The organism is Microbacterium sp. GXF6406 (assembly GCF_054798215.1).
This window is the reverse complement of record NZ_JBSJZH010000017.1, coordinates 22,003-46,401: the sequence shown is the minus strand read 5'-3', so window position 1 is coordinate 46,401 and position 24,399 is coordinate 22,003. Positions and strand designations below refer to the sequence as shown.

General features: G+C 67.1%; 24 protein-coding genes, 1 tRNA gene and 1 pseudogene. 9 read left to right on the top strand and 17 right to left on the bottom strand.

All coding sequences use genetic code 11. The annotated features are described in order from the left end of the window. Positions 1 to 20 precede the first annotated feature (20 nt). The gene (gene leuS, locus ACWAUG_RS10380) at positions 21 to 2,549 is read right to left on the bottom strand and encodes a leucine--tRNA ligase (RefSeq protein ID WP_460802360.1); all 2,529 of its coding nucleotides are present in this window, start codon (positions 2,547 to 2,549) and stop codon (positions 21 to 23) included. Between the two features lie 62 nt (positions 2,550 to 2,611). Continuing rightward, the gene (locus ACWAUG_RS10375) at positions 2,612 to 3,904 is read right to left on the bottom strand and encodes an anthranilate synthase component I family protein (RefSeq protein WP_460802359.1); all 1,293 of its coding nucleotides are present in this window, start codon (positions 3,902 to 3,904) and stop codon (positions 2,612 to 2,614) included. A 42-nt stretch (positions 3,905 to 3,946) separates the two neighbouring features. Between ACWAUG_RS10375 and ACWAUG_RS10370 the strand changes: the two genes are divergently transcribed. The 3 genes from ACWAUG_RS10370 to ACWAUG_RS10360 are packed head-to-tail and all read left to right on the top strand — an operon-like array spanning position 3,947 to position 6,593. Further along, positions 3,947 to 4,624: a DedA family protein gene (locus ACWAUG_RS10370; RefSeq protein ID WP_460802358.1), complete on the top strand. Its 678-nt coding sequence runs from the start codon at positions 3,947 to 3,949 to the stop codon at positions 4,622 to 4,624. A 5-nt stretch (positions 4,625 to 4,629) separates the two neighbouring features. Next, entirely contained in the window at positions 4,630 to 5,661 is a 1,032-nt protein-coding gene (locus ACWAUG_RS10365; RefSeq protein ID WP_460802357.1) for an App1 family protein, read from the top strand. Further along, the gene (locus ACWAUG_RS10360; protein WP_460802356.1) at positions 5,658 to 6,593 is read left to right on the top strand and encodes a 3-methyladenine DNA glycosylase; all 936 of its coding nucleotides are present in this window, start codon (positions 5,658 to 5,660) and stop codon (positions 6,591 to 6,593) included. Before ACWAUG_RS10365 ends, ACWAUG_RS10360 begins: the two co-directional genes overlap by 4 nt. On the opposite strand, the gene ACWAUG_RS10355 is transcribed toward ACWAUG_RS10360, so the two are convergent. Next, on the bottom strand, positions 6,515 to 7,672 hold the full coding sequence (locus ACWAUG_RS10355; protein ID WP_460802355.1) for a glycoside hydrolase family 3 N-terminal domain-containing protein: 1,158 nt from the start codon (positions 7,670 to 7,672) through the stop codon (positions 6,515 to 6,517). The two genes, ACWAUG_RS10360 and ACWAUG_RS10355, sit on opposite strands and share 79 nt — an antisense overlap. Before the next feature lie 5 nt (positions 7,673 to 7,677). Next, positions 7,678 to 8,334 carry an SDR family oxidoreductase gene (locus tag ACWAUG_RS10350; protein WP_460802354.1) on the bottom strand — a complete coding sequence of 219 codons (657 nt, stop codon included), beginning with the start codon at positions 8,332 to 8,334 and terminating at the stop codon, positions 7,678 to 7,680. 124 nt (positions 8,335 to 8,458) lie between these two features. On the opposite strand from ACWAUG_RS10350, the pseudogene ACWAUG_RS10345 reads away from it, so the two are divergent. Further along, positions 8,459 to 8,557, top strand: a pseudogene (locus tag ACWAUG_RS10345) (hypothetical protein); the annotation flags it as partial. A 108-nt stretch (positions 8,558 to 8,665) separates the two neighbouring features. On the opposite strand, the gene ACWAUG_RS10340 reads toward ACWAUG_RS10345, so the two are convergent. Beyond that, positions 8,666 to 9,748 carry a flavin-containing monooxygenase gene (locus tag ACWAUG_RS10340; RefSeq protein ID WP_460802353.1) on the bottom strand — a complete coding sequence of 361 codons (1,083 nt, stop codon included), beginning with the start codon at positions 9,746 to 9,748 and terminating at the stop codon, positions 8,666 to 8,668. Between the two features lie 120 nt (positions 9,749 to 9,868). On the opposite strand from ACWAUG_RS10340, the gene ACWAUG_RS10335 reads away from it, so the two are divergent. Then, a tRNA-Ala gene (locus ACWAUG_RS10335) sits at positions 9,869 to 9,941 on the top strand. Here ACWAUG_RS10335 and ACWAUG_RS10330 read toward each other — a convergent pair. Next, positions 9,933 to 10,586, bottom strand: a complete 654-nt coding sequence (locus ACWAUG_RS10330; protein ID WP_460802352.1) for an Lrp/AsnC family transcriptional regulator — start codon at positions 10,584 to 10,586, stop codon at positions 9,933 to 9,935. The two genes, ACWAUG_RS10335 and ACWAUG_RS10330, sit on opposite strands and share 9 nt — an antisense overlap. Positions 10,587 to 10,812: 226 nt before the next feature. Here ACWAUG_RS10330 and ACWAUG_RS10325 point away from each other — a divergent pair, with 226 nt between their 5' ends. The 3 genes from ACWAUG_RS10325 to ACWAUG_RS10315 all read left to right on the top strand — a co-directional run bounded on the left by ACWAUG_RS10325 (position 10,813) and on the right by ACWAUG_RS10315 (position 14,184). Continuing rightward, positions 10,813 to 11,955, top strand: coding sequence for a calcium:cation antiporter (locus ACWAUG_RS10325; RefSeq protein WP_298039931.1), 1,143 nt, complete (start codon positions 10,813 to 10,815; stop codon positions 11,953 to 11,955). Between the two features lie 430 nt (positions 11,956 to 12,385). Beyond that, positions 12,386 to 14,053: a sodium:solute symporter family protein gene (locus ACWAUG_RS10320; protein WP_298040007.1), complete on the top strand. Its 1,668-nt coding sequence runs from the start codon at positions 12,386 to 12,388 to the stop codon at positions 14,051 to 14,053. Further along, positions 14,053 to 14,184 carry a putative transporter small subunit gene (locus tag ACWAUG_RS10315; protein ID WP_298039933.1) on the top strand — a complete coding sequence of 44 codons (132 nt, stop codon included), beginning with the start codon at positions 14,053 to 14,055 and terminating at the stop codon, positions 14,182 to 14,184. The genes ACWAUG_RS10320 and ACWAUG_RS10315 overlap by 1 nt, the downstream gene beginning before the upstream one ends. A gap of 61 nt (positions 14,185 to 14,245) precedes the next feature. Here ACWAUG_RS10315 and ACWAUG_RS10310 read toward each other — a convergent pair whose 3' ends face one another. From ACWAUG_RS10310 to rplU, 10 genes are all read right to left on the bottom strand, one after another. After that, positions 14,246 to 14,935, bottom strand: a complete 690-nt coding sequence (locus ACWAUG_RS10310) for an SDR family oxidoreductase (protein WP_460802351.1) — start codon at positions 14,933 to 14,935, stop codon at positions 14,246 to 14,248. 1 nt (position 14,936) lies between these two features. Then, positions 14,937 to 15,317 carry a ribosome silencing factor gene (gene rsfS, locus ACWAUG_RS10305; RefSeq protein ID WP_298039938.1) on the bottom strand — a complete coding sequence of 127 codons (381 nt, stop codon included), beginning with the start codon at positions 15,315 to 15,317 and terminating at the stop codon, positions 14,937 to 14,939. Beyond that, entirely contained in the window at positions 15,317 to 16,351 is a 1,035-nt protein-coding gene (locus ACWAUG_RS10300; protein ID WP_460802350.1) for a hypothetical protein, read from the bottom strand. The genes rsfS and ACWAUG_RS10300 overlap by 1 nt, the downstream gene beginning before the upstream one ends. After that, the gene (gene nadD, locus ACWAUG_RS10295; RefSeq protein ID WP_298039943.1) at positions 16,348 to 16,950 is read right to left on the bottom strand and encodes a nicotinate-nucleotide adenylyltransferase; all 603 of its coding nucleotides are present in this window, start codon (positions 16,948 to 16,950) and stop codon (positions 16,348 to 16,350) included. The genes ACWAUG_RS10300 and nadD overlap by 4 nt, the downstream gene beginning before the upstream one ends. 5 nt (positions 16,951 to 16,955) lie before the next feature. After that, entirely contained in the window at positions 16,956 to 17,171 is a 216-nt protein-coding gene (locus ACWAUG_RS10290; RefSeq protein ID WP_298039945.1) for a hypothetical protein, read from the bottom strand. A 52-nt stretch (positions 17,172 to 17,223) separates the two neighbouring features. Further along, entirely contained in the window at positions 17,224 to 18,489 is a 1,266-nt protein-coding gene (locus ACWAUG_RS10285) for a glutamate-5-semialdehyde dehydrogenase (RefSeq protein WP_460802349.1), read from the bottom strand. A gap of 46 nt (positions 18,490 to 18,535) precedes the next feature. Beyond that, positions 18,536 to 19,339 carry a glutamate 5-kinase gene (gene proB, locus ACWAUG_RS10280; RefSeq protein ID WP_298039949.1) on the bottom strand — a complete coding sequence of 268 codons (804 nt, stop codon included), beginning with the start codon at positions 19,337 to 19,339 and terminating at the stop codon, positions 18,536 to 18,538. Next, positions 19,336 to 20,847 (bottom strand): GTPase ObgE, encoded by a 1,512-nt coding sequence (gene obgE, locus ACWAUG_RS10275; protein WP_298039951.1) that lies wholly within the window; start codon positions 20,845 to 20,847, stop codon positions 19,336 to 19,338. The genes proB and obgE overlap by 4 nt, the downstream gene beginning before the upstream one ends. Before the next feature lie 97 nt (positions 20,848 to 20,944). Continuing rightward, positions 20,945 to 21,202, bottom strand: a complete 258-nt coding sequence (gene rpmA / locus ACWAUG_RS10270) for a 50S ribosomal protein L27 (protein ID WP_144796514.1) — start codon at positions 21,200 to 21,202, stop codon at positions 20,945 to 20,947. 18 nt (positions 21,203 to 21,220) lie between these two features. Continuing rightward, positions 21,221 to 21,529, bottom strand: a complete 309-nt coding sequence (rplU, locus tag ACWAUG_RS10265; RefSeq protein WP_298039955.1) for a 50S ribosomal protein L21 — start codon at positions 21,527 to 21,529, stop codon at positions 21,221 to 21,223. Between the two features lie 215 nt (positions 21,530 to 21,744). Here rplU and ACWAUG_RS10260 point away from each other — a divergent pair, with 215 nt between their 5' ends. Continuing rightward, entirely contained in the window at positions 21,745 to 22,014 is a 270-nt protein-coding gene (locus tag ACWAUG_RS10260) for a DUF4031 domain-containing protein (RefSeq protein ID WP_460802348.1), read from the top strand. Here the strand turns inward: ACWAUG_RS10260 and ACWAUG_RS10255 are convergent. Then, positions 21,976 to 24,327, bottom strand: a complete 2,352-nt coding sequence (locus ACWAUG_RS10255) for an Rne/Rng family ribonuclease (protein WP_460802347.1) — start codon at positions 24,325 to 24,327, stop codon at positions 21,976 to 21,978. The genes ACWAUG_RS10260 and ACWAUG_RS10255 overlap by 39 nt on opposite strands. Positions 24,328 to 24,399 lie beyond the last annotated feature (72 nt).

Sequence of the window (24,399 nt, the reverse complement as noted above, 5' to 3'; positions counted from 1 at the left end):
CCCTGTGCAGAAGAAGAGGCTCAGCCCTTGACGGCGAAGTTCACCAGCTTCGGCTCACGGACGATCACCTTGACGATCTCCTTGTCGCCGATCGCACGGATCACCCGCTCATCGGCGCGGGCGAGGGCTTCGAGCTCCTCCGCGGAGATGGTGGCCGGGACCTCGAGCTGCGCGCGGACCTTGCCGTTGACCTGCGCGACCGCCGTGATGGTGTCCGCGACCATGAGCGCCGGGTCTGCCTCGGGCCAGGTGACCAGCCCGACGGACGGCTCGTGGCCGAGCGCCTCCCACATTTCCTCCGCCGTGTGCGGGGCGATCAGGTCGAGCATCATCGCGACGGTCTCGACGGCCTCGCGCACCGCGGGGTCGGCAGCGCCGGCATCCGAATCGACCGTCTTGCGCGTCGTGTTGACGAGGTCCATGAGACGGGCGACGAGCACGTTGAACTTCGTCTGCTCGACGAGGCCCGGGGCATCCGCCAGCAGACGGTGCGTCACGCGGCGCAGCGCTGCCGCGCCGCCGGTGCCGTCGGTCCCCACGGGCGAGGCGACCTCATGGCTCAGACGCATCGCACGGGACAGGAACTTCTGAGCGCCCGTCGTGGAGACATCGGCCCAGTCCTTGTCATCCTCCACGGGGCCGGCGAAGGCGAGGCCGGTGCGCAGTGCATCGGCGCCGTGCTTGTCGAGCTCCTCCTGGAACAGCACGAGGTTGCCCTTGCTCTTCGACATCTTCGAGCCGTCGAGGATGATCATGCCCTGGTTGATGAGGCTCGAGAAGGGCTCGGTGAACTCGACCAGTCCCATGTCGAACAGCACCTTCGTGATGAAGCGCGCGTACAGCAGGTGCAGGATCGCGTGCTCGACACCGCCGATGTACGAGTCGACCGGCGCCCAGCGCTTGGCCTCGTCGGTGTCGAATGCGACCTGGTCGCTGTTCGGGGAGAGGAAGCGCAGGAAGTACCAGGAGCTGTCGACGAACGTGTCCATCGTGTCGGGGTCGCGCAGCACGGGGTCGCCCGAAACGGGGTCGACCGTGCGCACCCACGACTCGGCCGCGCCGAGGGGCGAAGAGCCCTTGGGCTTGAGGTCGAGGCCCTCAACGCTGGGGAGCTTGACGGGGAGCTGCTCGGCGGGCACTGGGCTGACCGAGCCGTCCTCGTGGTGCAGCATCGGGATCGGCGTGCCCCAGAAGCGCTGCCGCGAGATCAGCCAATCGCGCAGACGGTAGTTCTTCGCCGCGCGCCCGGTGCCGCGCTCTTCGAGCTGCTCGATGGCGCGGGCGATCGCCTCGGTCTTGGGGAGACCGTCGAGGTCGCCGGAGTTGATGAGCACGCCCTCGCCGGTCAGCGCCACTCCGGTCTTCGCCGGGTCGAGGTCGTCGAGGGTCTCTTCGGCGTCGGCCGCGCGAGTGTCGACGACGATCGTGACGGGCAGGTCGAAGGCGCGGGCGAAATCGAGGTCGCGCTGGTCGTGCGCGGGGACCGCCATGACGGCGCCGTGGCCGTAGTCGGCGAGCACGTAGTCGGCCGCCCAGACGGGCAGCTTCTCGCCATTGACGGGGTTGATGGCGTAGCGCTCCAGGAACACACCGGTCTTCGGGCGGTCGGAGGCCTGACGGTCGATGTCGGTGGTCTTCTGGACGTTCTCGAGGTAGGTGCGGAACTCGTCGCGGACCTCATCGGATGCTTCGGCGACGAGCTCTGCGGCGAGGTCGGCATCGGGGGCGACGACGAAGAACGTCGCGCCGTGGAGGGTGTCGGGACGCGTCGAGAAGACCGTGACCGGCTCGTCGCGACCCTCGATGCGGAAGTCGACGTCGGCGCCGATGGAGCGGCCGATCCAGTTGCGCTGCATCTGCAGCACCTTGTGCGGCCAGTGGCCCTCGAGCTGGTCGAGGTCGTCGAGAAGGCGATCGGCGTAGTCGGTGATCTTGAAGTACCACTGGGTGAGCTTCTTCTTGATGACCTCGGCGCCGCAGCGGTCGCAACGCCCGTCGACGACCTGTTCGTTGGCGAGCACCGTCTGGTCATTGGGGCACCAGTTGACCGGGCTCTTCTTGCGGTAGGCGAGGCCGCGCTCGTGCATCTGCAGGAACAGCCACTGGTTCCAGTGGTAGTACTCGGGGTCGGAGGTGTGCAGCTCGCGCGTCCAGTCGAAGGAGACGCCGTAGGCCTGGAATCCGACCTTCTGCTGGTCGATGTTCTGGTACGTCCACTCACGCGGGTCGGCGCCGCGGCGGATGGCCGCGTTCTCGGCGGGCAGGCCGAAGGAGTCCCAGCCGATCGGGTTGAGCACGTTGTGCCCACGGTGACGCCAGTAGCGGGCGACGATGTCCGAGTAGAGGTAGTTCTCGGCGTGCCCCATGTGCAGGTCTCCCGACGGGTACGGGAACATCGCGAGCACGTACTTGCGCGGACGGGCGTCATCGTCGCCGCCGGCGACGAACGTGTCGTTCTCTGCCCAGTACTGCTGCCACTTGGCCTGGATGTCATGCACCGAGGAGGTCTCGTCGGCGGCGTCGGTGGGGGTGGGCAGGTTTTCAGACAACGAACGGCCAATCTCAGGAAGCGGACTGCACAAAAGTCGGGCGCTTCCAGGATATCCGATGACTATCCGCGCCAGGTCTCGGGCAGCTCGGCTCCGAGCGCCGCCAGCGGTGCGCGCGCCTTCGTCGCGACCTCGGCCACTTCCTCGGCGGCGCGCGAGCCCCAGGTGATGCCTCCCCCGGCGCCGATGGCGGCGCCTTCGGAGTCGATGAGGATGCTGCGGATCACCATCGCCAGATCGATCGCCCCGTCGCTGCCGATGTAGCCGAAGCATCCGCTGTACACCCCGCGAGGTGCGCGCTCGAGCCGGTTCAGGATCGTCATGGCCGACAGCTTCGGGGCTCCCGTCATGCTGCCGGCGGGGAAAACCGCCTGATGCAGACGCCGCACCGTGGTGCCCGGAGCCAGCTGGCCGCTCACCGTGCTCACGAGCTGGTGCACGGCCGGATACGACTCGATCTGCCAGAGTCCGTCGACGCGGACCGTTCCCGGCTCGCAGATCCGTGAAAGGTCGTTGCGCATGAGGTCGACGATCATGACGTTCTCCGCGCGTTCCTTCTCACTGGCGAGCAGCTCGTCGGCGAAGGCGATGTCGGATGCTTCGTCTTCGCCCCTCGGCCGGGTGCCCTTGATCGGGCGGGTGAGGATGCGGTTTCCCTGAGTGCGCAGGAACGTCTCCGGGCTGGCGCTGAGCAGAGCGCGCCCGCCGATGCGCAGGAACCCGCCGTGATGACTCGGGCTCGCCGCGCGGAGCCGGCGGTAAACGGCGGCGGGATCGTGCACTCCGGAGACCGAGAATCGTGTCGTCAGACACAGCTGGTAGGCGTCGCCCGCCCGAATCGCATCGCGGCAGCGCTCGATCAACCCGGCATAATCACCGGGGTCGTGCCGCGCATCGGCGATGCGCAGCAGCGGGCGCATCGGTGCTTCCGCCGGCGATCGCCGAGCGGATGCCGATACCCACCCGTCGACCGATTCCCGGTCTCCGAGCGCCCATACCTCATCGGATGCGTGATCGACCGCGATCGAAGCTCTCAGCCGCAGCCATGACGGTGCATCCGCGCTCTCGGAAACCGGCGCGCCGGCGGACGCGGCACCACTCTCGTAATCCAGCCAGCCGACCCAGCCATCGCGCAGCGGCGGGCCGTCCGTCTCGTCCGGGTCCCCCAGCACAACCTCAGCGGGCCCGTCCTCGTCGGCAACACCGACCCCGAGGAAGCTCCATCCGTCCGCCGCCTCCGTCCCGGCATCCAGCCAGAACACATCCTCGTCCCCGTCGACGAGGAGGAGGAACAGCGCTTCGAGGTCCAGCGGCGGGTCGCTAGCGAGGCGGATCACAGAGGCGGAGTGCGGCACCCTCTCAGCGTAAAGCTCGGACGACGCCGTATTCTCGGGCAGGTGGATGACTTCCTTCTCTGGCTGTTCGACCTCGTGCAGGCTGTCGGCCCGCTCACCCGCACCCTGATCGCCGGGGTCGCGGTGATGCTGGAGACGAGCATCCTCATCGGGCTCATCGTGCCCGGGGACACCATTGTCATCATCGCCTCCCTCGGCGTCGAGGGAGTACCCCAGGCGATCGCCATGATCATCGCTGTCGTGATCGGCGCGCTCATCGGCGAGAGCATCGGCTTCTGGCTCGGCCACTGGCTCGGCCCGCGCATCCGGCACTCCTGGATCGGCCGCCGGATCGGCGAGGGCAACTGGCAGCGTGCTGAGAACTATCTGCAACGCCGTGGTGGGGTCGCGATCTTCCTCTCGCGATTCCTTCCCGTCCTGCACTCGCTCGTTCCGCTGACCGTCGGAATGAGCGCCTACTCCTATCGGCGGTTCCTCGCCTGGACCGCCCCTGCCTGCCTGCTGTGGGCCGGAGCATATGTGAGCATCACGTCCCTCGCCGCCGGCGGATTCCGTGAGCTCGTCGACCGCGTGCACTTCGCCGGCTACATCTTCGTCGCCGTCATCATCGTCTTCCTCCTCGTGATCTGGCTCGGCAAGAAGCTCCTCACCCGGTGGGAGGCCCGGCACATGCACACCGAGGACTCGGCGGAGAGCGCCGCTCCGAGCATGAAAGACTGAAGGGGATGTCCGAAGACAGCGCAGCCCAGCCCCGGATCCACTGGTTCGCGCGCCTCGAGCACCGCCTGCACGCCTGGCGGGAGCGATGGGCGCGACGCCGGGGGCGTTCGGCGACCGTTCTCCCTTTCCCCGGCTACGGCGGAACCGGCTGGGTGCGAGTGGTGGGCCGCGTGCTCATCGTGCCGCCGCGCCGGCGCACGGAGAACGGCGAGTACGCGAGTGTGCGCGGGTGGCGCAGCTTCGTCGGCATCCCGATCGGCTTCGCCAGAGCTCACGTCACGATCTGCGGGCAGACGCACGAGGTCATCGCCGATCGTGGCGGCGTGATCGATGCCGTGATCCCCGCCGAACTCGCACCCGGGTGGCAGGGGTTCACCATGAGCGTCGAGGGCCAGGAGCCGGTCGAGGCGACCGCCTACATCGTCGCCGACGACGTCGAGTTCGGGGTGCTGTCCGACATCGACGACACCGTCATGGTGACGGCGCTGCCGCGTCCTTTCGTCGCCGCGTGGAACTCCTTCGTGATCGACGAGCATGCCCGTCAGCCCGTCCCGGGAATGGCCGTCCTGCTCGACCAGCTCATCCAACAGAATCCCGGCTCGCCGATCATCTACCTCTCGACCGGTGCCTGGAACGTGGCACCGACGCTGACCCGGTTCATGAGCCGCCACCTCTTCCCCTCCGGCGCCATGCTGCTGACCGACTGGGGCCCCACGCACGATCGGTGGTTCCGCAGCGGGCGCGAGCACAAGCTCACCAACCTGCGTCGCATCGCCACCGAGTTCCCCCACATGAAGTGGCTCCTCATCGGCGACGACGGTCAGCATGACGAGGCCATCTACAGCGAGTTCATGCAGGAGCACCCCGAGCTCGTCGCCGGCGTCGCCATCCGGCGCCTCTCGACCGCCGAGGCGATGCTCGCCGGCGGCCGTGCGGTCTCCGACGACCATTCCGATGGTGCGACGCCCTGGGTCGCGGCATCCGATGGCGCGGGTCTGCGCGAACGACTCACCGACGTCGGCATCCTGCAGTCATGATCCCGGTCGGCCCGCTCGATCGCGCGGCGTGGCGGGAACGCGAGAGCGCCCACCAGGAGCGCGCCGACGCGCTCACCGCGGATCATCGGGAACGGTCCGCCCGCGGGGAGAAGCATCCCGTCTGGGACTTCCTGTTCACCTACTACTCCTACTCCCCCGCGCAATTGCGACGCTGGCATGCCGGAGCGGGCATTCAACTGAACGATGCGGACGAGCGCGCCGACTGGCGCTGGTATTCGCCGGGGGCCGAAGCCGGGTCCGTCTTCGCGGACGCCGCTGACTTCGCGGAGCAGAAGGCCCCTCTGGCCGGCCTCATCGAGTCCATCCTGCGTCGCACGGCCTCCCGCCCGGGGCAGTTCGGATGCTTCGGCCTGCACGAGTGGGCGATGGTCTACCGCGACGACGAGCACCGGCACAGCGCCCCTCTCCGGCTCGGACAGGCCGGAACCGATGCGCTCGTCGAAGCGCACGACCTGCGCTGCACGCACTTCGACGCGTTCCGCTTCTTCACGCCCGACGCGATTCCGCGCAACCGACAGGCGCTGACGCGCGCCGAGCAGCCTGTGCTCGAACAGCCCGGCTGCCTTCATGCCGGCATGGACATATACAAGTGGGCCATGAAGCTCGGACCGCTGATCCCCGGGGAGATCCTCCTCGATTCCTTCGAGCTGGCGCGAGATATCCGTCTGCTCGACATGGAGGCCGCGCCCTACGATCTGTCTGACTGGGGAGTCGTACCCGTGCCGATCGAGACGGGCGAGGGCAAGGCCGAGTACGTGCGCCGCCAGCGCGGATTCGCCGAGCGAGGCAATGCGCTGCGGGTCCGGATCCTGGAGGCCTGGCTCGGACAGGATCAGTCGGCGGGCGACCAGACGGCGGCGGATGCTGCACGCTCCAGCCGCAGCGTCATGACGCGCTCCGCGGCATCCTGAAGTCGCGCTTCGTCAATCGTCCCGCTCTCCACGGCCGCGACGATCCCCTGCGTGATGTCGACAACGGTCTGCGGCGTCGAGTGCGCAATCGTCAGCACGAGGTCGTTTCCCGCGGCGACCGCGGCGACCGCGTTGGCGACCGGATCGGCATAGGCCGCGATTCCACTCGACTGGAGCATGCCGAGATCATCCGTCACGATGACCCCGTCGAACCCGAGGTCGTCCCGGGCGATGTCGTGCCACGTCGCCGACATCGATGCCGGGAGCTCGTCGACCGCGGTGTAGGCCAGATGACCGAACATCAGAAGCGAAGCTCCGGCTTCGATCCCCGCGACGAAGGGCACGGCATCCATCTTCTCCCACTGCGCACGGGACTTCGACGTCGACGGGATCAGCTCGTGGGAATCACCCGGTGTCGCACCGTGCCCGGGGAAATGCTTGAGCGTCGAGGCGGCGAGCGGGTCCTCCGCAGCCACCGCCGCGGCGACCCGCGCTGCCGCTGTGTCGGGGTCGGCTCCCAGTGCCCGCCCGTAGATGAACGACCCCGTATCGGCCGTCGTATCCGCCACCACTCCGAAATTCACCGTGGCCCCCGCGCGGGCGACCAGGGCCGCACGCCCGGCGAAAGCGACCTGCGTCTGATCGACCGGTGCGTTCTTCAGCGTCGTCGAGGCGGCGAAGTCGTCCCACGGCAGGCGGGAGACCAACCCGCCCTCCTGGTCGATCGCGATGAGCGCCGGAACAGCGGGATCGGTGCTGAGCGCGGCCGTGATCTGCTGAAGCCGGCCTTCGTCGTCTGGGATGTTCGCGCCCATGAGGATGAAGCCGCCGATCCCGGTATCGGCCATGTACTGCGCGAGCACCGCGGGATCCGTCGAAGGGATGTGCCCCATGACGATGCTCGCCGCTCGTTCCTCGGTGGTCATCGCCTCGACCAGGCGCGTCGCGTGCTGCGCCGGGGCCGTCTTCTCGGCGCGCTGCACCATCGCGGGGACAGGCGCTGCAGAGGCCGCCGGCATGCCGATGAGGCCCAGAGCGATCACAAGGGCGGCGGCAGCGCGAACTGCAATCTTCGCCATCGCGCTCAGCGGCGCAGGGCCGTGCGGATCGGCTCGGCGGAATCTGCCGTGCCGTTGCCGAAGCGGATGGTGCGCCCGATCGTCAGCGGCTCGTGCAGCGTCGCGGCGATGACCGCGGCGACGTCGGCACGGGCGACCTCGCCGCGCCCCTCGGGGTCGCGCTCGATCCGTCCGGTCGGCTCGTCGAAGGTGAGGCCACCGGGGCCCAGGATCGTGCCCTCGAGATCCGTGCCGCGCAGGTGCTCGTCCGCGGCCCACTTCGCATCCGCATAGGGGAAGAACGAGTCGCCCTCGGGAACGCCGTGTTCGGCGGTCGAGCCGATCCAGGAGACCATGACGTATCTCGCCACTCCGGCGGCGGAGGCGGCATCCATCGACCGCATCGCGGCATCCCGGTCGACCGCATAGGTGCGCTCCGGGTCGCCACCGCCCGCGCCGGCGGCCCAGACGACCGCTTCGTGCCCGCGGATGATCCCCGCGAGACCCGTGGTGTCGGTCTGCTCGACATCGACGACGAGCGCGGCGGCTCCGGTAGCCTCGACCTCCGCACGATGATCCGGATTGCGGATCACCGCCGTGACCTCATCGCCGCGCCCCACGAGGAGCGGGGCGAGCAGCAGGGCGATGCGGCCGTGACCGCCGAAGACGATGACCCGAGACATGCGTCCAGGCTAGTCTCCCCAGCGGCATCCCGGGCCGGGATAATCGAGCCATGAACGAACGCGAGCTGACCACGTAGCTCACCCTCGACTTCGATGAGGTCGCTGGCGGCCGCAGCACCCGACGATTCCAAGACACGGTGAAGGACCTCGCATCACCGGTCGGAGCGCTGACCTGACATTCACGCCGTTCTTCAACCGGCACTCGAGAACCAATGCTCTCGTGATCACGACCCGCACGGATCAACTGTTCGGAGTCTGGACCGGGTGGGCTCTGGATGCCGCGGAAATTGCGTTTGCGTGGATGGCATCGAGGGCTGGGCGGAGGACGTGCTCAACCGGTGGTGACCGGCGCACCGAGCGCGGTGCGCACCCCGAGCGCCGCCGTGCGTCCGGCACGATTCGCACCGATCGTGCTCGCGGAAGGGCCATAACCGACCATCTGCACACGAGGATCCGCGACAGCTCGGGTTCCGCGGCCGCGCCGGTCGAGCTGGATGCCCCCGGCGGCGCTCCGCAGCTTCAACGGTGAGAGATGCGCGATGGCCGGTCGGAATCCGGTCGCCCAGAGGATTGCATCGACGGGTTCGAAGGAGCCATCTGCCCAGCGCACGCCGTCGGGCTCGACCCGCTGGAACATCGGGCGACGGTCGGCGTAGGCGCCCAGGCCCCAGGCCTCATGCTCCTGCGGCCGGAGCATGAGGCCGGTCACACCCACCACGCTCTGCGGCGGGAGCCCCTCCGCGACGCGCTTCTCCACCAGCGCGACCGCTGCGGCGCCGGCCTCCGGCGTGAACTCGTCATCCCGCCAGATCGGCTCCCGCCGCGTCACCCACAGCGTCTCCGTGATCGGGGCGAGCGCCCCGAGGAACTGCACGGCAGAGGCTCCCCCGCCGACGACCAGCACCCGCTGCCCCCGGAAATGCTCCGGCCCCGGATAGTCGATGGTGTGCAGGTGCTCGCCCAGGAACGTCACCATTCCCGGATAACGCGGAAGGAACGGCTGCGTCCAGGTTCCGGTCGCGTTGACGACTGTTCGAGTGCGCCAGGTGCGCTCCCCCGCCCGCACGACGAGAATGCCGTCATCATCCGTCACGCTGTCGACCTGGACGGGACGGATCACCGGGAGATCGTGCTCCGTCTCATAGGCGGCGAAGGATGCCGGTACGACGATGTTCGCGCGCTGGGCGTCGCGCACCGGCGCCGCGGCATCCGGGAGTTCGGCGACGCCGTGGACGTCGCTCATCGTCAGCGCATCCCACCGGTGCTGCCAGGCGCCACCCGCCGATGCGTTCGCGTCGAGCACGACGTGACGGATTCCCAGACGCTGCAGGTGGTACGACGCTGACAGCCCCGCCTGGCCCGCCCCGATGACGACGCTCTCCCAGATATCCATGCCCGTCACAACGTCGATCACAGCCCGGGTGTTCCCGCATCCCAAAACGAAACACCCGGGCGCCGCGCTCGATTCGCGCGGCCGACGACTCCTGTTGTAAGCTTTTCTTGTTGCCCCGGGAACGGGGAAACAAAACAAGATGGGCCTGTGGCGCAGCTGGTAGCGCACCTGCATGGCATGCAGGGGGTCAGGGGTTCGAGTCCCCTCAGGTCCACCGAAACGAAGTCCCGCGGAGAAATCCGCGGGACTTCTGCTTTTGCGTCGGCCGTTCGAACCCGTCAGCTGAGCCGCGGCACACTCCACGCCAATCCCGGCGCCTGCACCTCGCCCGTCGCACGCCCATCGCCCCCAGGCGCCAGCCCATCCGCTTCGCGATGTGGGAGATCATCGTCGACTCCGTGACACGCAGCTCGGGCAGACGTGAGGCCAATTGACGCTCTAGATCCATGACCTCCGCCGGATTTTGCAGCCAGAACATGAACATGAAATTCGACGGCCCGGTGATCGACGCGCACAAGCGCAGTGCGCCGCAATCGCGCAGTATCCGCGCCACCTCGCGATGCTTCTCGACGGGCAGCCTCGCATGCCATTGGCATGCGAGGGGGAAGCCCGCAGCAGCCTGCGCCACATCGCATCGGAAGACGAGTGCGCCGCTGTCGAAGATTCGTTGCAATCGCCGCCGCGCGGTCGTCGGCGCCAGACCCGTCGCAGCTGCGACCTCCGCAGCGGATGCGCGGCCGTCACGGCACAGCACCTGCAGGATGTCGGCGAAGCTCTCGGGAAGCGGGGCCGGCGAATGCCGACGCGGACCCGCGATCGTGCGCAAGCGCTCGATCTGCGCACGGCTCAGTGTGCTCACGGTCCAGTCGAACGCTCCCCGATTCGCCCCGACCATGGAAGCGACGCTGGAGGCCGGCGTGCAGCTGGCGACCACAGCGGTGCTCTCCGTCCTCGGCCCGCGCTGACGGGAGTGGCGTCGGGGGCAGTTCAGCCGGGATTTGCTATCCTCGACGACAGGCGACCGCGTGGGACGACCCGCGCCGGTGACATTCTTCCGGGGACGGCCCCACTCTCAGGAGCAGATCGTGTCCCCTCTCACGCTGAACCGTTTCGTCACCGCATCCGACATCACCCGCATCATTCTCGGGTGGGGTGCGTTCATCGCACTCCTCATCGCCGCTCCTCTGCTCGCGACACCGTCCGGACCGGTGCTCGTCATCGCACTCGGCATCATCATCGGGGTGATCCTCGTCTGCGCCTTCGGCGTTGTCAAACAGGCCGAGGCGCTCGCCCATCGGCTCGGCGATCCCTACGGCTCACTCGTGCTGACGTTGTCCATCGTGCTGATCGAGGTCATCCTGATCTCGGCCGTGATGCTCGGCCCCGGCGAGCACGCGACGATCGCCCGCGACTCCGTGATGGCCGTGTCGATGATCATCCTCAACCTCGTGATCGGCATAGCACTGCTCGTCGGCGGCATGCGCCACGGCGGGCTCGCCCACAACCGCACCGGCTCGTCGGCATACCTCGCGATGCTCGTCGTGCTCATCGCCCTGGCCTTCGGCCTGCCGACGCTGATCGGCAAGGATGGTGCGTACACGGTCGCGCAGGAGATTCCGATCATCATCCTGACCATCGGACTCTACGCCTTCTTCCTCGCCCGTCAGATGGGCGGCCAGGCCGCGGACTTCATGGAGGCTCTCCCCCGGTCCACGCCGGCGCGCCCGCAGCAGGAGCAGCCCCGCCCGCCGATCGCCCAGACTCTTCGCGAGCACCGCACCGAAGTGATCATCCGCCTGGGCCTACTGGTCGTGACGGTCGTGCCGATCGTGCTCCTCTCCCACGACATGGCCTCGCAGCTCGATGACGGGCTCGGGCGCCTCGGCGCGCCCGTCGCGCTCGCCGGAGTCCTCATCGCCATGATCGTCTTCCTCCCGGAATCCATCACCGCCGTCCGCGCGGCGCTCGCCGCGGAACCTCAGCGCGTCATCAACCTCTGCCACGGCGCGCTCGTCTCGACCGTCGGGCTGACGATCCCCGCGGTGCTCGTGATCGGCATGGCCACCGGGCAGCAAGTCATCCTCGCCGAAACTCCTGCGGACTTGCTGCTGCTCGGCACGACGCTCCTGCTCACCCTCGCGACCTTCGCGTCCCAGCGGATCACGGCCATGCACGGCGCCGCGCACCTCGCGCTCTTCGGCGTATACGGTGTCGTGCTGTTCAGCTGAATCCGCTGACCAGGAGCGGGAACCGCCCGGCGGATCAGGCTAGCTGGGAACTTGCTATGGTGGAAAGGATGCTCGCACCCGCGTGAGCAGGAAGGCCAAGCGCTCCCTGCGACCACCCGGTGCGCGCACTGCACTCAGCCCGTTCCGCCCGAGGCGACGACCGTCTTCTCACGCACGATTCCCCCTGAAAGGAGCCGCACCCCGGACTTCTCGTCTGTGCGCTGCCATGCGCCTCAGTGGTCCAGGTTCGTTCATCGCCATGCAGAAAGTCTTGAGACTCGCCCCCCTTTCCCGCTGCAACACCTTCGTCTTCACCCCGATTTAGCGCGTTCCTTTCTTCGCCAAGCGGCCAAGCCGCACCACGACGAGAAAGTGAGAACCACCGGTGGGAGACCTCCAAACCCTTTCAGGACCGATTGTCGTCCTGCTCATGCTGCTGTTCTTCGGCGGCAGCCTCTACATGTCGATACGCATCTCCAAGAAGAAGGAGAACGCCGACGGCTATATGACAGCCGGCGGAAAGATCGGCTTCGGCATCTCGGCCGCCTCGATGACCGCGACCTGGATCTGGGCGTCATCGATGTACGCCTCGGCCACGTCCGGCTACACGTATGGCATCTCAGGCCCCATCCACTACGGCCTCTGGGGCGCCCTGATGATCCTGCTCATCTACCCGTTCGGTCGCCGCATCCGCAAGGTCGCGCCCAAGGCGCATACGATCGCCGAGGTCATGTTCGTCAGGCACGGCCGCTCCAGCCAGCTCATGCTCGCCGGATCCAACGTCCTCGGCAGCGTGATCAGCCTCACCTCGAATCTCATCGCCGGTGGCGCGCTCGTATCGATGCTGTCGCCGTTCACCTTCACGCAAGGCATCGTCACGATTGCGATCGGTGTCCTTGCGTACACTCTGTGGTCGGGATTCCGCGCATCGGTGCTCACCGACTTCATGCAGGTCATCGCGATCCTGGGGGCGGTGGCGATCATCGTTCCCGTGATCTTCTTCGCCGCCGGTGGCCCAGACCTGTTCGTCACGGGCGCGAAGAACCTCACCCCGCAGCAGGGGGACTTCTTCTCTTCTGACGCGTTCTTCAGCCAGGGCGCACCGTACATCGCGGCTGTGCTCGCCTACGCGATCGGAAACCAGACGATCGCTCAGCGCCTGTTCGCTGTTCGCGAGGACCTCATCAAGAAGACGTTCGTCACCGCGACGTTCGGCTACGGCGCATCCATCATCGGCATCGGCATGCTCGGCGTCCTCGCCCTGTACGCAGGCATCGAGCCCATGGGCGGCGACGTCAACAACCTCATCCCGCAGATGGCCGCCACCTACCTGCCGCCCATCCTGATCTGCGTGTTCTTCGTCATGATCATCGGTTCGCTGTCGTCGACGGCCGACGCCGATATGACGGCGCTCTCGTCGATCATGATGGCCGACATCTACGGCCAGAACATCGCCGGCAAGAAGAACGCCAACCCGAAGACGATGCTGCTGGTCGGCCGGCTCACCATGGTGGGCGCGACCGCGGCCGCCCTGTGCTTCGCTACCATGCAGTTCAACATCCTCGATCTCCTGGTCTTCGTCGGCGCTATGTGGGGCGCTCTCGTGTTCCCCGTCATCGCGAGCTTCTACTGGAACCGCGTCACCAACGTCGCGTTCAGCGTCGCGGTCGTCACGGCTCTGGCCGCATTCCTGCCCGTGCGGTTCGAGTGGATCGATCTCTCCGGCGGACTCGGAATCGCCAGCGATGTCCTCTCGGTCATCGGCATCGGCATCGTGCTCGCACTGATGGCGTTCGGGTTCTTCGGGCTGCGCATCGCTGTCATCGTCGGGTCGATCGCCACGGTGGCATCCGCCCCGTTCGCGATCGGGTTCCTGCACACCTATCCGGTGCTGTCGGGCTCGCTCGTCGCATACGCGGTCAGCACGATCGTCTGCGTCGCCCTCACCATGATGAACAAGACCAAGAGGTTCGACTTCTCGGTCATCCGTCACCGCACGGGCGACTTCGACACCGCGGAGAACGACGTCATCACCGAGGCGGAGGGCGTGCTGACGGATGCTGATGCCGCCAACCGTCTGAGTGGAAAGGATCACTGATGGAGATCATCATTCTCACCGCGTACGTCCTGGTCTGGCCGGTCGTCGTCATCGGCGTGCTCGCCGTGATCATTCGCGCGTTCGCGAAGGACGCCCGCGAGGCGAAGCAGGAAGGCCGTTCGATCATCTGATCGCGCGAACGGCGAAGGGGCGGTGCCTGATCGAATCCGGCACCGCCCCTTCGTCTATCGGTCAGATGCCCGGACGGATCGACAGATCCGTGATCTGCGCGTCGCGCGGAAGATCCAGCGCGGTGAGAATCGAGGTCGCCACCGACTCGGGGTCGATGAACCGCTCCGCGACGTAGTCGGCGCCCTCCTGACGGTGCACCTTCTCCTGCATCGGCGTCGCTGTGCGCCCCGGATACACCGTAGTGACCCGCACACCATGCTCGGCCTCCTCAGCGCGCAGGGCGTCGGCCAGGGCCTTGAGCCCATGCTTGGACGCCGCGTACGCACCCCAGTCGGCGTTCGCCCGCAGGCCCGCCCCGGAGTTCACGAAGAGCACCTGGCCTCGTGACACGCGCAGCACAGGCAACATCAAACGTGTGAGCTCTGCCGGCGCCACGAGGTTCACGGCGAGCTGCTGCTCCCAGAGGGAGGAGGGCAGATCGGCGACCGGACCGAGATCCACAACGCCCGCGACATGCACCAACGAATCGATGCGCTCCGGCAGAGGCTGCTTGGAGAACGCCCACGACAGGCGCCCCGGCTGGGCGAGATCGCCGACCAGTGTCGCAGCGCGTGGAGAACGCGAAGCGAGCTCACGAGCACGCCCCGCGTCACGCGCCAGGAGCACCAGATCATCACCGCGATCGTGAAGGCGTTGCGCAAGAGCAGCGCCGATTCCTGACCCGGCGCCCGTGATCAGGTGCACAGCCATCTCAGACCTGCTCGGTGCTCGGCTCAGCGATCTCGAACGGCACGGTCGGGCAGTCCTTCCACAGGCGCTCGAGGTCGTAGTACGAACGCTCTTCACCGTGGAAGATGTGAACGATGAGGTCGCCGAAGTCGAGAAGAACCCAGCGCGACTCCTGACGGCCCTCGCGACGTACGCGCTTGTGGCCCGCCTCGATGAGCTTGTCTTCGATCTCATCGGCGATAGCAGCGACATTGCGTTCGCTGTTACCGGTCACGATGAGGAAGACATCGACGAGCGGGAGCGGTTCAGAGACGTTGAGCGCGACGAGATCCTCGCCGCCCTTCGACACAGCGGCATCCACTGCCAGCTGCAGCATCTGAACGGCGTTTTCGGGAGACTGCATTAGATCACATTCGTAGTAAAGGCGAAGATCAGCGCCACAGCGAGGGCAAGCGCGAGCCCGCCCGCCGTGATCGCCAAAATCAGCATGAGCTTGTTGCCCTTTTCAGGCGCCGGCGGTCGGATGACCTCACCGGCAGGCTTGATGGTGCTGACCGCGGCGCTGGCCGCGATCGGGGTCGGCGAGGATGCCGGAGGCAACTCGCCATCGATGAGTACGGCATCCACATCTTTGCCGTCGGTGGTTCCATGAGCATGCCCGTGGGACCCGATGCCGGCCGGCAGGTCGTAGCTCCCGGTGACGAGGACCTCGCCGGTTGACGCGACGGGCCCAGACAGCGAGCCCTCGTTCGCCGACGGGGTGAAGATCAGAGTGTTCGGCGCACGGTGCGAGCCGCCCGAATCCGTGGTGATGAGCTCGTCGAACGACGAAGCCGCCGGGGCTACCGGAGGGTTCTCGTCGAGGATGTCCTGTCCGAACGCCGGGTTCACGGTCGGACGCGCCACTGCATCCTCGAAACGGGGGGTGGCGGTGCTCGCGCCGAAGGAATCGTCGACGTGCTGCGGCGCCGTCGCCGTCGGTGTCTCCGGCGTCTCCGGCACATAGGGCTGCTGAAGAGGAACCTGCTGCGGAGCAGTCGTCGGCGTCTCGAAGTAGTTGCCCGTCGGCACATCGACGGCGAAGGCAGCGCTACGCGGATTCACGGCCGTGGCCGAGTCATCGACACCCTCGTTCTCATCAGCGACTCTGCTGGGGAGGTTGTCCTGGGTGATCGGCGACGAATAGGAGTCCTCGATGCGGGGGCGGCGCCGGCTGAACGGGTTGCGGCTGGCGGCCTCCGCCGGTGCTTCGCGTACCGTCGCTTGCACTGCCGGCGCCACCGGAGCGGCCTCGACGGGAGTCTGCACCACGGGCGCGGGTGTGACTGGCGGCGCTGCCATCGCATCACTGATCACGGGCGTCGCGCCCGTCAGACGCATCTCCCGCAACTGCTTGCGGGTCAGGGGCTGATTGCCCGGCTGATCCGGTGTAGTCATGACTTGCTCCGATACAGATGATGCTTCGCGATGTACTGAACGACCCCGTCAGGAACGAGGTACCAGACAGGCTGGTCTTCCTTCACACGCTCACGACATGCCGTCGAAGAGATCGAAAGGGCCGGAACTTCCAGCTGACTGACGTTTCCACTCGGCAGGCCATCGATACTGAGCACGTGCCCCGGGCGAGACACGGCAACGAAATGAGCCAGCTTCCACAACTCATCATGGTCTCTCCAACTGAGAATTTGCGCTACGGCATCAGCGCCCGTGATGAAGAAGAGCTCCGCGTCTGGTCGTTCTGCTTGTAGATCACGCAGAGTATCGATCGTGTAGGTCGGGCCCTCGCGATCGATATCGACACGGCTGACCGTGAACTGAGGGTTGGATGCCGTTGCGATCACCGTCATGAGATAACGGTGCTCGCTCGGGCTCACCTTCGACTTCTGCCACGGGTGGCCGGTGGGGACGAACACGACCTCGTCGAGGTCGAACGAATGCGCGACCTCGCTCGCCGCGACCAGGTGGCCGTGGTGAATCGGATCGAACGTTCCGCCCATCACCCCGATGCGGGGAGGGCGCGTGGTCGTGTTCTCCATAGGCCCTAGTGGTTGTGCCCTGCCCCGTGACTGTCGGCGCCGTGCGAAGCGTCGTCAGTGGCCGCCTGACGGTTCGAGACGTGGCGATACGAGAAGGTCACCAGGGCGAACAGGGCGAAGATCACCGCCGCGATGACGCCGAAGATGAAAGTCTCCAGCTGCACGTTTCCGTGGTGCTCCGTCTCAGCGGCTGCCATCGCGATGTGTGCGACGAGGTTCATCCTGACTCCGTTTCCTGTCCGGGTGCGAAAAGACGCTCCCCCATCCTATCTCTCACGCGCGGGTCTGACCGGACCCACGCGCCAACCACTTCGTACTGGTCAGCTCGGCGAGCCCCATCGGACCGCGGGCATGAAGCTTCTGGGTGGAGATCCCGACCTCGGCGCCGAAGCCGAACTCGCTGCCGTCGGTGAAGCGCGTGGAGGCGTTTGCCATCACGACAGCGGAATCCACTTCGGCGAGGAACCGGTCTGCGTTGCGGGTATCGGTCGTGATGATCGACTCAGTGTGGCCCGTGCTGTACTGCCGGATGTGCGCCAGCGCGTCATCGAGGCTGTCGACGACCTTCATCGCGATCTCGAGCCCGAGGTATTCGGTTTCCCAATCCTCATCCGTGGCCGGGATCACGCCGGCCACCATGCCGGCGACGACATCATCACCGTGGATCGCAACGCCTTCACTCTGGAGGGCATCCGCGACGAGCGGCACGAGCCGCGTTGCGGCATCACGTAGCACCAGCACCGTCTCGACCGCGTTGCACACACTCGGACGCTGCGTCTTGGCGTTCACAACGATCTCGCGCGACCAGTCTTCGGGCGCGGTGGAATCGAGCACGATGTGCACGTTGCCCGCCCCGGTCTCGATGACCGGAACCGTGGATTCGGTGACGACCGTTTCGATCAGCGACGCGCTGCCCCGCGGGATCAGCACATCGATGAATCCTCGCCCCTGCATGAGCGCACGGGCCCCCTCGCGTCCGAAGTCGTCAACGGTCTGAATCGCTTCGGAGGTGATCCCGGCCGATGCCAGGGCCTCGCGCATCACCCGGACGAGCACGGTATTCGATTCCTCCGCCGCGCTCCCGCCGCGGAGCACCGCCGCGTTGCCCGAGCGCAGTGCGAGAGCAGCGATATCGACGGTTACGTTCGGACGGGCCTCGTAGATCGCCCCGACGACTCCGAAGGGCACGCGAACCTGCTCGAGGGACACGCCGTTCGGCAACCGGTGACCGCCGACCACCTGGCCGACGGGATCACCGAGTGCCGCGACTTCCCGCACTGCCGACGCCAACGACGCCACCCGGATTTCATCGAGGCGGAGGCGATCGACCAGGGATTCGGCGATGCCCGATGCGCGGCCACGGGCAATATCGCGTTCATTCGCGGCGATGATCTCCGCCGCGCTCGACTCGATCGCCGCAGCGATCGACTCCAGCGCATCCGCCTTCTCGGCGCTCGTGAGCTGTGCCGTGGCGCGTGAGGCTTCTTTGGCCAACGCGAGACGGTCGTGCAGGGAGACGGTGAGGGACGCTTCGCTCATTCGGTCAGTGTACCCAGAGCCGCGGGCAGCGCCGCCGAGATGACGATCAGATCGTCGCGAAGTGCTCGGGCTCTGCTGGTTCGAACCACGTTCCGAGCTCCTCCCCGCGGAGCGCACGGTCGATGAGGTCGGCGCTGGTCACGAGCACGCCGATGCCCGCGGCAGCCGCCAGACGCGCTGCCGAGGCCTTCGTGGCCGCCCCACCGGTGCCGACGCTGTTCACGACCGTCGCACCGAATTCAAGGTCCGAGAGGTCGGCGTCGGCGGGGATCGTGTCGATCGGCTCCGCGCCGGGCTCGGTAGGCGGCTTCGTGTAGAGCGCCTCGACATCGCTGAGCAGTACAAGCGCATCGGCATCGACCAGCTGGGCGACGAGCGCAGCCAAGCGGTCGTTGTCGCCGAAGCGAATCTCCTGCGTGGCGACCGTGTCGTTCTCGTTCACGATCGGGAGGATCCGCAGACCGATCAGACGTTCCATCGCCCGCTTGGCGTTGCTCCGGGAGGTAGCGGTCTCCAGGTCGACGGTCGTCAACAGGACCTGGCCCGCGACGATCCGGAAGGGCCGGAGCGCCTCCTGATACCGGTAGACGAGGATGTTCTGCCCGACGGCGGCAGCCGCCTGCTGCGTGGCGAGATCCGTCGGGCGCGACTCGAGGTCGAGGAAGGGGATGCCGGTGGCGATCGCTCCTGACGAGACGAGGATCACCTCGCACCCCCGCCCGTGCGCAGCCGCCAGGGCGTGCACGATCATCGGGATTCGCCAGGATGCCTCACCGCTGATCGAGGAGGATCCGACTTTGACGACGACTCGACGAGCTGCACCGAGATCCGCACGGGAGCGTGCGGTCATTCGACGGCTCCGTCGGTGTCCTCGTCTGCCGTGACCCGGCGCTTGTGGTCCTGCTCGGCACGGAATGCCGCTCGAGCGTCCATGCGCTCGCGATACTGCTCGCGCCGCTCGTTCGTGGTCCGGCGACTGTTCGGCGCCAAGCGAGGGTCCGTTCCACGCGGAGCGGTCATCATCTCCGCGGCGGAGGTCATCGCCGGCTCCCAGTCGAAGACGAGTCCGTCGCCCTCACCGATCACGACGGTCGCGCCCGGAGTCGCGCCGAGGCGGAAGAGCTCGGTCTCGACGCCGAGCCGCTCGAGGCGATCCGCCAGGTAGCCGACAGCTTCCTCGTTCTGGAAGTCCGTCTGCTGAACCCAGCGCACGGGCTTCTCGCCGAGGATTCGGTAATAGTTCCCGTAGGAACCGCCCTCCAGGCGAACGCTGAAGCCCTTCTCCGCTCCCTGGGGACGGATGACGACGCGCTCAGCCGGCACTTCGACGGCCGTCTCAGCACGGTGCTGCTCGACGATCTCGCCGAGCGCGAATGTCAGCGGACGCAGGCCCTCGTGGGAGGCCGTGGAGATATCGAAGACGCGGAAACCGCGCGCTTCGAGCTCCGGACGCACGAGATCCGCGAGATCACGTGCTTCCGGGACATCGATCTTGTTCAGCGCGATGAGCTGCGGGCGCTCCAGGAGCGGGGTCTGCCCCTCGGGCACCTCATACGCCTCGAGTTCGGCGAGGATGACGTCGAGGTCGGAGATCGGGTCCCGGTTCGGCTCGAGCGTCGCGCAGTCGAGGACGTGCAGCAGCGCCGAGCAGCGTTCGACGTGCCGGAGGAACTCGAGACCGAGGCCGCGGCCTGCGCTCGCGCCCTCGATGAGGCCCGGGACATCGGCGACCGTGTAACGGGCATCGCCCGCCTGCACGACCCCGAGGTTCGGGTGCAGCGTGGTGAAGGGGTAATCGGCGATCTTCGGCCGTGCAGCGGAGATCGCGGCGATCAGGCTCGACTTGCCCGCCGAGGGGTAGCCGACCAGCGCGACGTCGGCGACGGTCTTGAGCTCGAGGATGACATCGCCCTCGAACCCAGGAGTTCCGAGGAGCGCGAAGCCCGGAGCCTTGCGCTTTGGACCGGAGAGCGCTGCATTTCCGAGCCCGCCCTGGCCGCCCTCCGCGACCACGACGCGTTCCCCCGGAGTCACCATATCGGCGATGATCTCGCCCTCTGGTGTCTTGACGACGGTGCCGACCGGAACGGGGAGCTCAAGAGTCTCGCCGTCGTAACCCGAGCGGTGGTCGCCCATGCCGAAGCCGCCGTTGCCGGATGAGCGGTGCGGAGCGTGGTGGTACGGCAGCAGCGTGCCGGTCTGGGTGTCGGCGACGAGAACGATGTCGCCGCCGTCCCCGCCCTTGCCACCATCGGGCCCGCCCAGGGGCTTGAACTTCTCGCGCAGAACGGACACACAGCCGTTGCCGCCCTTGCCGGCGCGCAGATGAAGCGTCACCGTGTCGACAAACGTGACCATGTGTCCCTCTCAATCAATGCACCCGCGCGACATGCGCGGATACGCGGACGGGGCGAGCCGAAGCCCGCCCCGAACCGGAATGTCTGCTGTGCTGCGATTACTGAGCAGCGGCGACGATGTTGACGACCTTGCGGCCGCCCTTCGCGCCGAACTCGACCGCGCCCGCTTCCAGAGCGAACAGCGTGTCATCGCCACCGCGTCCGACGTTCACGCCGGGGTGGAAGTGCGTGCCGCGCTGGCGGACGATGATCTCGCCTGCGTTGACCTGCTGACCGCCGAAACGCTTAACACCCAGTCGCTGGGCGTTGGAATCACGACCGTTGCGGGTGGAGCTTGCGCCCTTCTTATGTGCCATGTCCTAAGCCTCTTCCGCTTACTTGATGCCGGTGATCTTGACGCGCGTGAGCTCCTGACGGTGGCCCTGGCGCTTCTTGTAACCGGTCTTGTTCTTGTACTTCTGGATGACGATCTTCGGGCCACGGAGGTTGCCGATGACCTCAGCGGTGACCTTGACCTTCGCGAGCTTGTCAGCGTCGGTGGTCACCGTGGCGCCGTCGACGAAGAGAACGGCGGGAAGTTCGATCTTCTCGCCCTCAGCCGCCTGAACACGGTCGAGCTGAACGATCGTGCCGACCTCGACCTTCTCCTGCCGTCCGCCGGCGCGCACTACTGCGTAAACCACTTGATACCTGTTTCGTTGGGGAGCTGAGGGCTCCGAAAATCTCACGGGAAGACTGTGCCTGCGTTCGTCGCAAGTCAGACGGATGGGAGCAGAAGGCTTCAGCCCATCGACCTGTGGGGACGACTCAGCTCACGCACCAAGGGACAACTTTACCGGATCGGAAGCCGTCTCGCAAAGCGAGCCGGAGCCGTGTCGCGCGATCGTAGGATCTGGGGGTGACCATTCTGATCGATGACCCCATCTGGCCCGCTCACGGGCGCCTGTGGGCCCACGTGGTCAGCGACAGCTCCCTGGAGGAGCTGCATGCATTCGCACACGCCACGGGCCTGCCGCGGCGCGCATTCGACCTCGACCATTACGACGCACCGGAAGACGCGCTCCCCCGCCTCCTCGCCGCCGGCGCTGTGCACGTCGGCGGCAAGGAGCTCACGCGTCGTCTGATCGCGTCAGGACTGCGCGTCCCCGCCCGCGACCGGCGCCGTTGACGAGTTCACGGACACCGGCGTTCCGGTGAGAGCGGCTGTCGTGACCCGGCGACGGTTGCGCCCCTGACCGGGAGCCTTCGGCTCCGGCAGTGCATCGAGGACGGAGTCGAGCATCTGCTCCGCAGGCGTCTTCGGCGCCTTGTTGCGATCGGAAGACCGCTTCTTGCGCTGCTTCTTGGGGCGCTCCGGTGCAACCGGTGCATCGACCTCGATCGGGAGGAGGGTCGCTTCATCCCCGGTGGGCACGAGCGTCGAGGCCGCGATCTGCGCGAGCGCCGACTTCGCCCCCTCCGGGATGCTGTGGGCCACCGGCGCTGCGGCCGGTGCGGCGGTGTTCTGAGCGCTGTTTCCGGAGTTGCCGCTGCCGCCGTTGTTGTTGCCGTTCCCGCCGCGCTGACGGCGGTTGTTCGACTGACCGCCGCTGTTCGTGTTCGAACGGTGCTTGACGACCGGATCGTGGTGCACGATGACGCCGCGCCCGGCGCAGACCTCGCACGCTTCGCTGAACGTCTCGAGCAGGCCGAGTCCCAGCTTCTTGCGGGTCATCTGCACGAGGCCGAGCGAGGTCACCTCGGCGACCTGGTGCTTCGTGCGGTCACGGCTGAGGCATTCGATCAGACGGCGCAACACGAGATCGCGGTTGGACTCGAGCACCATGTCGATGAAGTCCACGACGATGATGCCGCCGATGTCGCGCAGGCGCAGCTGGCGGACGATCTCCTCGGCAGCCTCGAGGTTGTTCTTCGTGACCGTCTCTTCGAGGTTGCCGCCAGAGCCGACGAACTTGCCGGTGTTGACATCGACGACGGTCATCGCCTCGGTGCGGTCGATGACGAGAGAACCGCCGGAGGGCAGCCAGACCTTACGGTCGAGAGCCTTCTCGATCTGCTCCGTGATGCGGAAGGCGTCGAACGGGTCGACGTCGTCCTCGTAGGACTCGACACGCTCGAGGAGATCGGGGGCGACGCTCTCGAGGTAGGCCCGGATCGTGCGCTGCGATTCCTCGCCCTGGATGAGCATCTTCGTGAAGTCCTCGTTGAAGACATCACGGACGATCTTGACCAGGAGGTCGGGTTCGGCATGCAGCAGAGCGGGGGCCTGCTGGCTCTCGACCTGCTTCTGGATGTGCTCCCACTGCGAGGTCAGGCGCTGCACATCGCGCGTCAGCTGCTCCTCGGTGGCCCCCTCGGCCGCCGTGCGGACGATGACGCCGCTGGACTCGGGAAGCACTTCCTTGAGGATGCGCTTGAGTCGCGCGCGCTCGTTATCGGGGAGCTTGCGGCTGATGCCGTTCATGGATCCGCCGGGCACATAAACGAGGTAGCGCCCCGGAAGCGAGATCTGGCTCGTGAGGCGGGCACCCTTGTGTCCGACCGGGTCCTTGGTGACCTGCACGAGAACGCGGTCGCCGGGCTTGAGGGCCAGCTCGATGCGGCGGGGCTGGTTGCCGGTCTCGACGCCGTCCCAGTCGACCTCGCCCGAGTACAGGACGGCGTTGCGTCCGCGGCCGATGTCGACGAAGGCCGCCTCCATGCTCGGTAGCACGTTCTGCACGCGCCCGAGGTAGACGTTGCCGATGAGCGAGGCATCCTGATTGCGGGCGACGTAGTGCTCGACGAGCACGGCATCCTCGAGGACACCGATCTGCGTACGACCGTTCTTCGAGCGGACGACCATCTTGCGGTCGACGGACTCGCGGCGTGCGAGGAACTCCGCCTCGGTGACGACGGGACGACGGCGACCGGCGTCACGGCCGTCGCGGCGACGCTGCTTCTTCGCCTCGAGACGCGTCGAACCCTTGATGGCCTTCGGCTCGGTGATGTACTCGACGACGCGCTGGCGCTGGCGCGGCTCTTCGCGCTGGCCGTCGCTGTCGTCGCTCCCCCCGCGACGACGCCGCCCCCGACGCGACGACGAGGAGTCGTCCTCCGCGTCGTGGGAGTCGTCGCGAGCGCGCCCCGGACGAGCCGGGAGCAGCTCGAGCTCCGGAGCATAGAAGTGCAGTTGCGTCGAGACCTGCGAGACGAAAACCTCGGGAAGCAGTCCCAGACCGACCGCCGTCAACGGCACCGCGACCTGAGTCTCGGAGGCGGGAGTCGTCTCGGGGCGCTCATCCACGACCGGCGCCGGCGCCTCCTGCTCGGCCTCGGCGGATTCCTCGACCCGCGCCTCCGCCGGAACATCCGATTCCGGGGCGTCCATCGCCTCGGTGACTGTCTGCTCCGTCTCGATCTCGGCGACGTCCGCGTTCAGCGGCGCCTCCGAGACGGCATCGGGAGTGGGGGTGTTGGTGTCATTGTTCTCTGAGGCCATCTCTGGCTAGCTCCCTGCGCGGGCACCTGGTGCGCCGCGAAATCTCATGCGACACCCGCAGGTGCCGCGAAC

Coding starts and splice junctions, on each gene's coding strand:
- rpmA (WP_144796514.1), bottom strand. CDS start 21,202: ATGGCACATAAGAAGGGCGCAAGCTCCACCCGCAACGGTCGTGATTCC.
- ACWAUG_RS10310 (WP_460802351.1), bottom strand. CDS start 14,935: ATGGCTGTGCACCTGATCACGGGCGCCGGGTCAGGAATCGGCGCTGCT.
- ACWAUG_RS10350 (WP_460802354.1), bottom strand. CDS start 8,334: ATGTCTCGGGTCATCGTCTTCGGCGGTCACGGCCGCATCGCCCTGCTG.
- proB (WP_298039949.1), bottom strand. CDS start 19,339: ATGACCGCACGCTCCCGTGCGGATCTCGGTGCAGCTCGTCGAGTCGTC.
- nadD (WP_298039943.1), bottom strand. CDS start 16,950: ATGGAGAACACGACCACGCGCCCTCCCCGCATCGGGGTGATGGGCGGA.
- ACWAUG_RS10320 (WP_298040007.1), top strand. CDS start 12,386: ATGCTGCTGTTCTTCGGCGGCAGCCTCTACATGTCGATACGCATCTCC.
- ACWAUG_RS10290 (WP_298039945.1), bottom strand. CDS start 17,171: ATGAACCTCGTCGCACACATCGCGATGGCAGCCGCTGAGACGGAGCAC.
- ACWAUG_RS10360 (WP_460802356.1), top strand. CDS start 5,658: ATGATCCCGGTCGGCCCGCTCGATCGCGCGGCGTGGCGGGAACGCGAG.
- rsfS (WP_298039938.1), bottom strand. CDS start 15,317: ATGCAGTCTCCCGAAAACGCCGTTCAGATGCTGCAGCTGGCAGTGGAT.
- obgE (WP_298039951.1), bottom strand. CDS start 20,847: ATGGTCACGTTTGTCGACACGGTGACGCTTCATCTGCGCGCCGGCAAG.
- ACWAUG_RS10315 (WP_298039933.1), top strand. CDS start 14,053: ATGGAGATCATCATTCTCACCGCGTACGTCCTGGTCTGGCCGGTCGTC.
- ACWAUG_RS10365 (WP_460802357.1), top strand. CDS start 4,630: ATGTCCGAAGACAGCGCAGCCCAGCCCCGGATCCACTGGTTCGCGCGC.
- ACWAUG_RS10255 (WP_460802347.1), bottom strand. CDS start 24,327: ATGGCCTCAGAGAACAATGACACCAACACCCCCACTCCCGATGCCGTC.
- ACWAUG_RS10300 (WP_460802350.1), bottom strand. CDS start 16,351: ATGACTACACCGGATCAGCCGGGCAATCAGCCCCTGACCCGCAAGCAG.
- ACWAUG_RS10355 (WP_460802355.1), bottom strand. CDS start 7,672: ATGGCGAAGATTGCAGTTCGCGCTGCCGCCGCCCTTGTGATCGCTCTG.
- ACWAUG_RS10285 (WP_460802349.1), bottom strand. CDS start 18,489: ATGAGCGAAGCGTCCCTCACCGTCTCCCTGCACGACCGTCTCGCGTTG.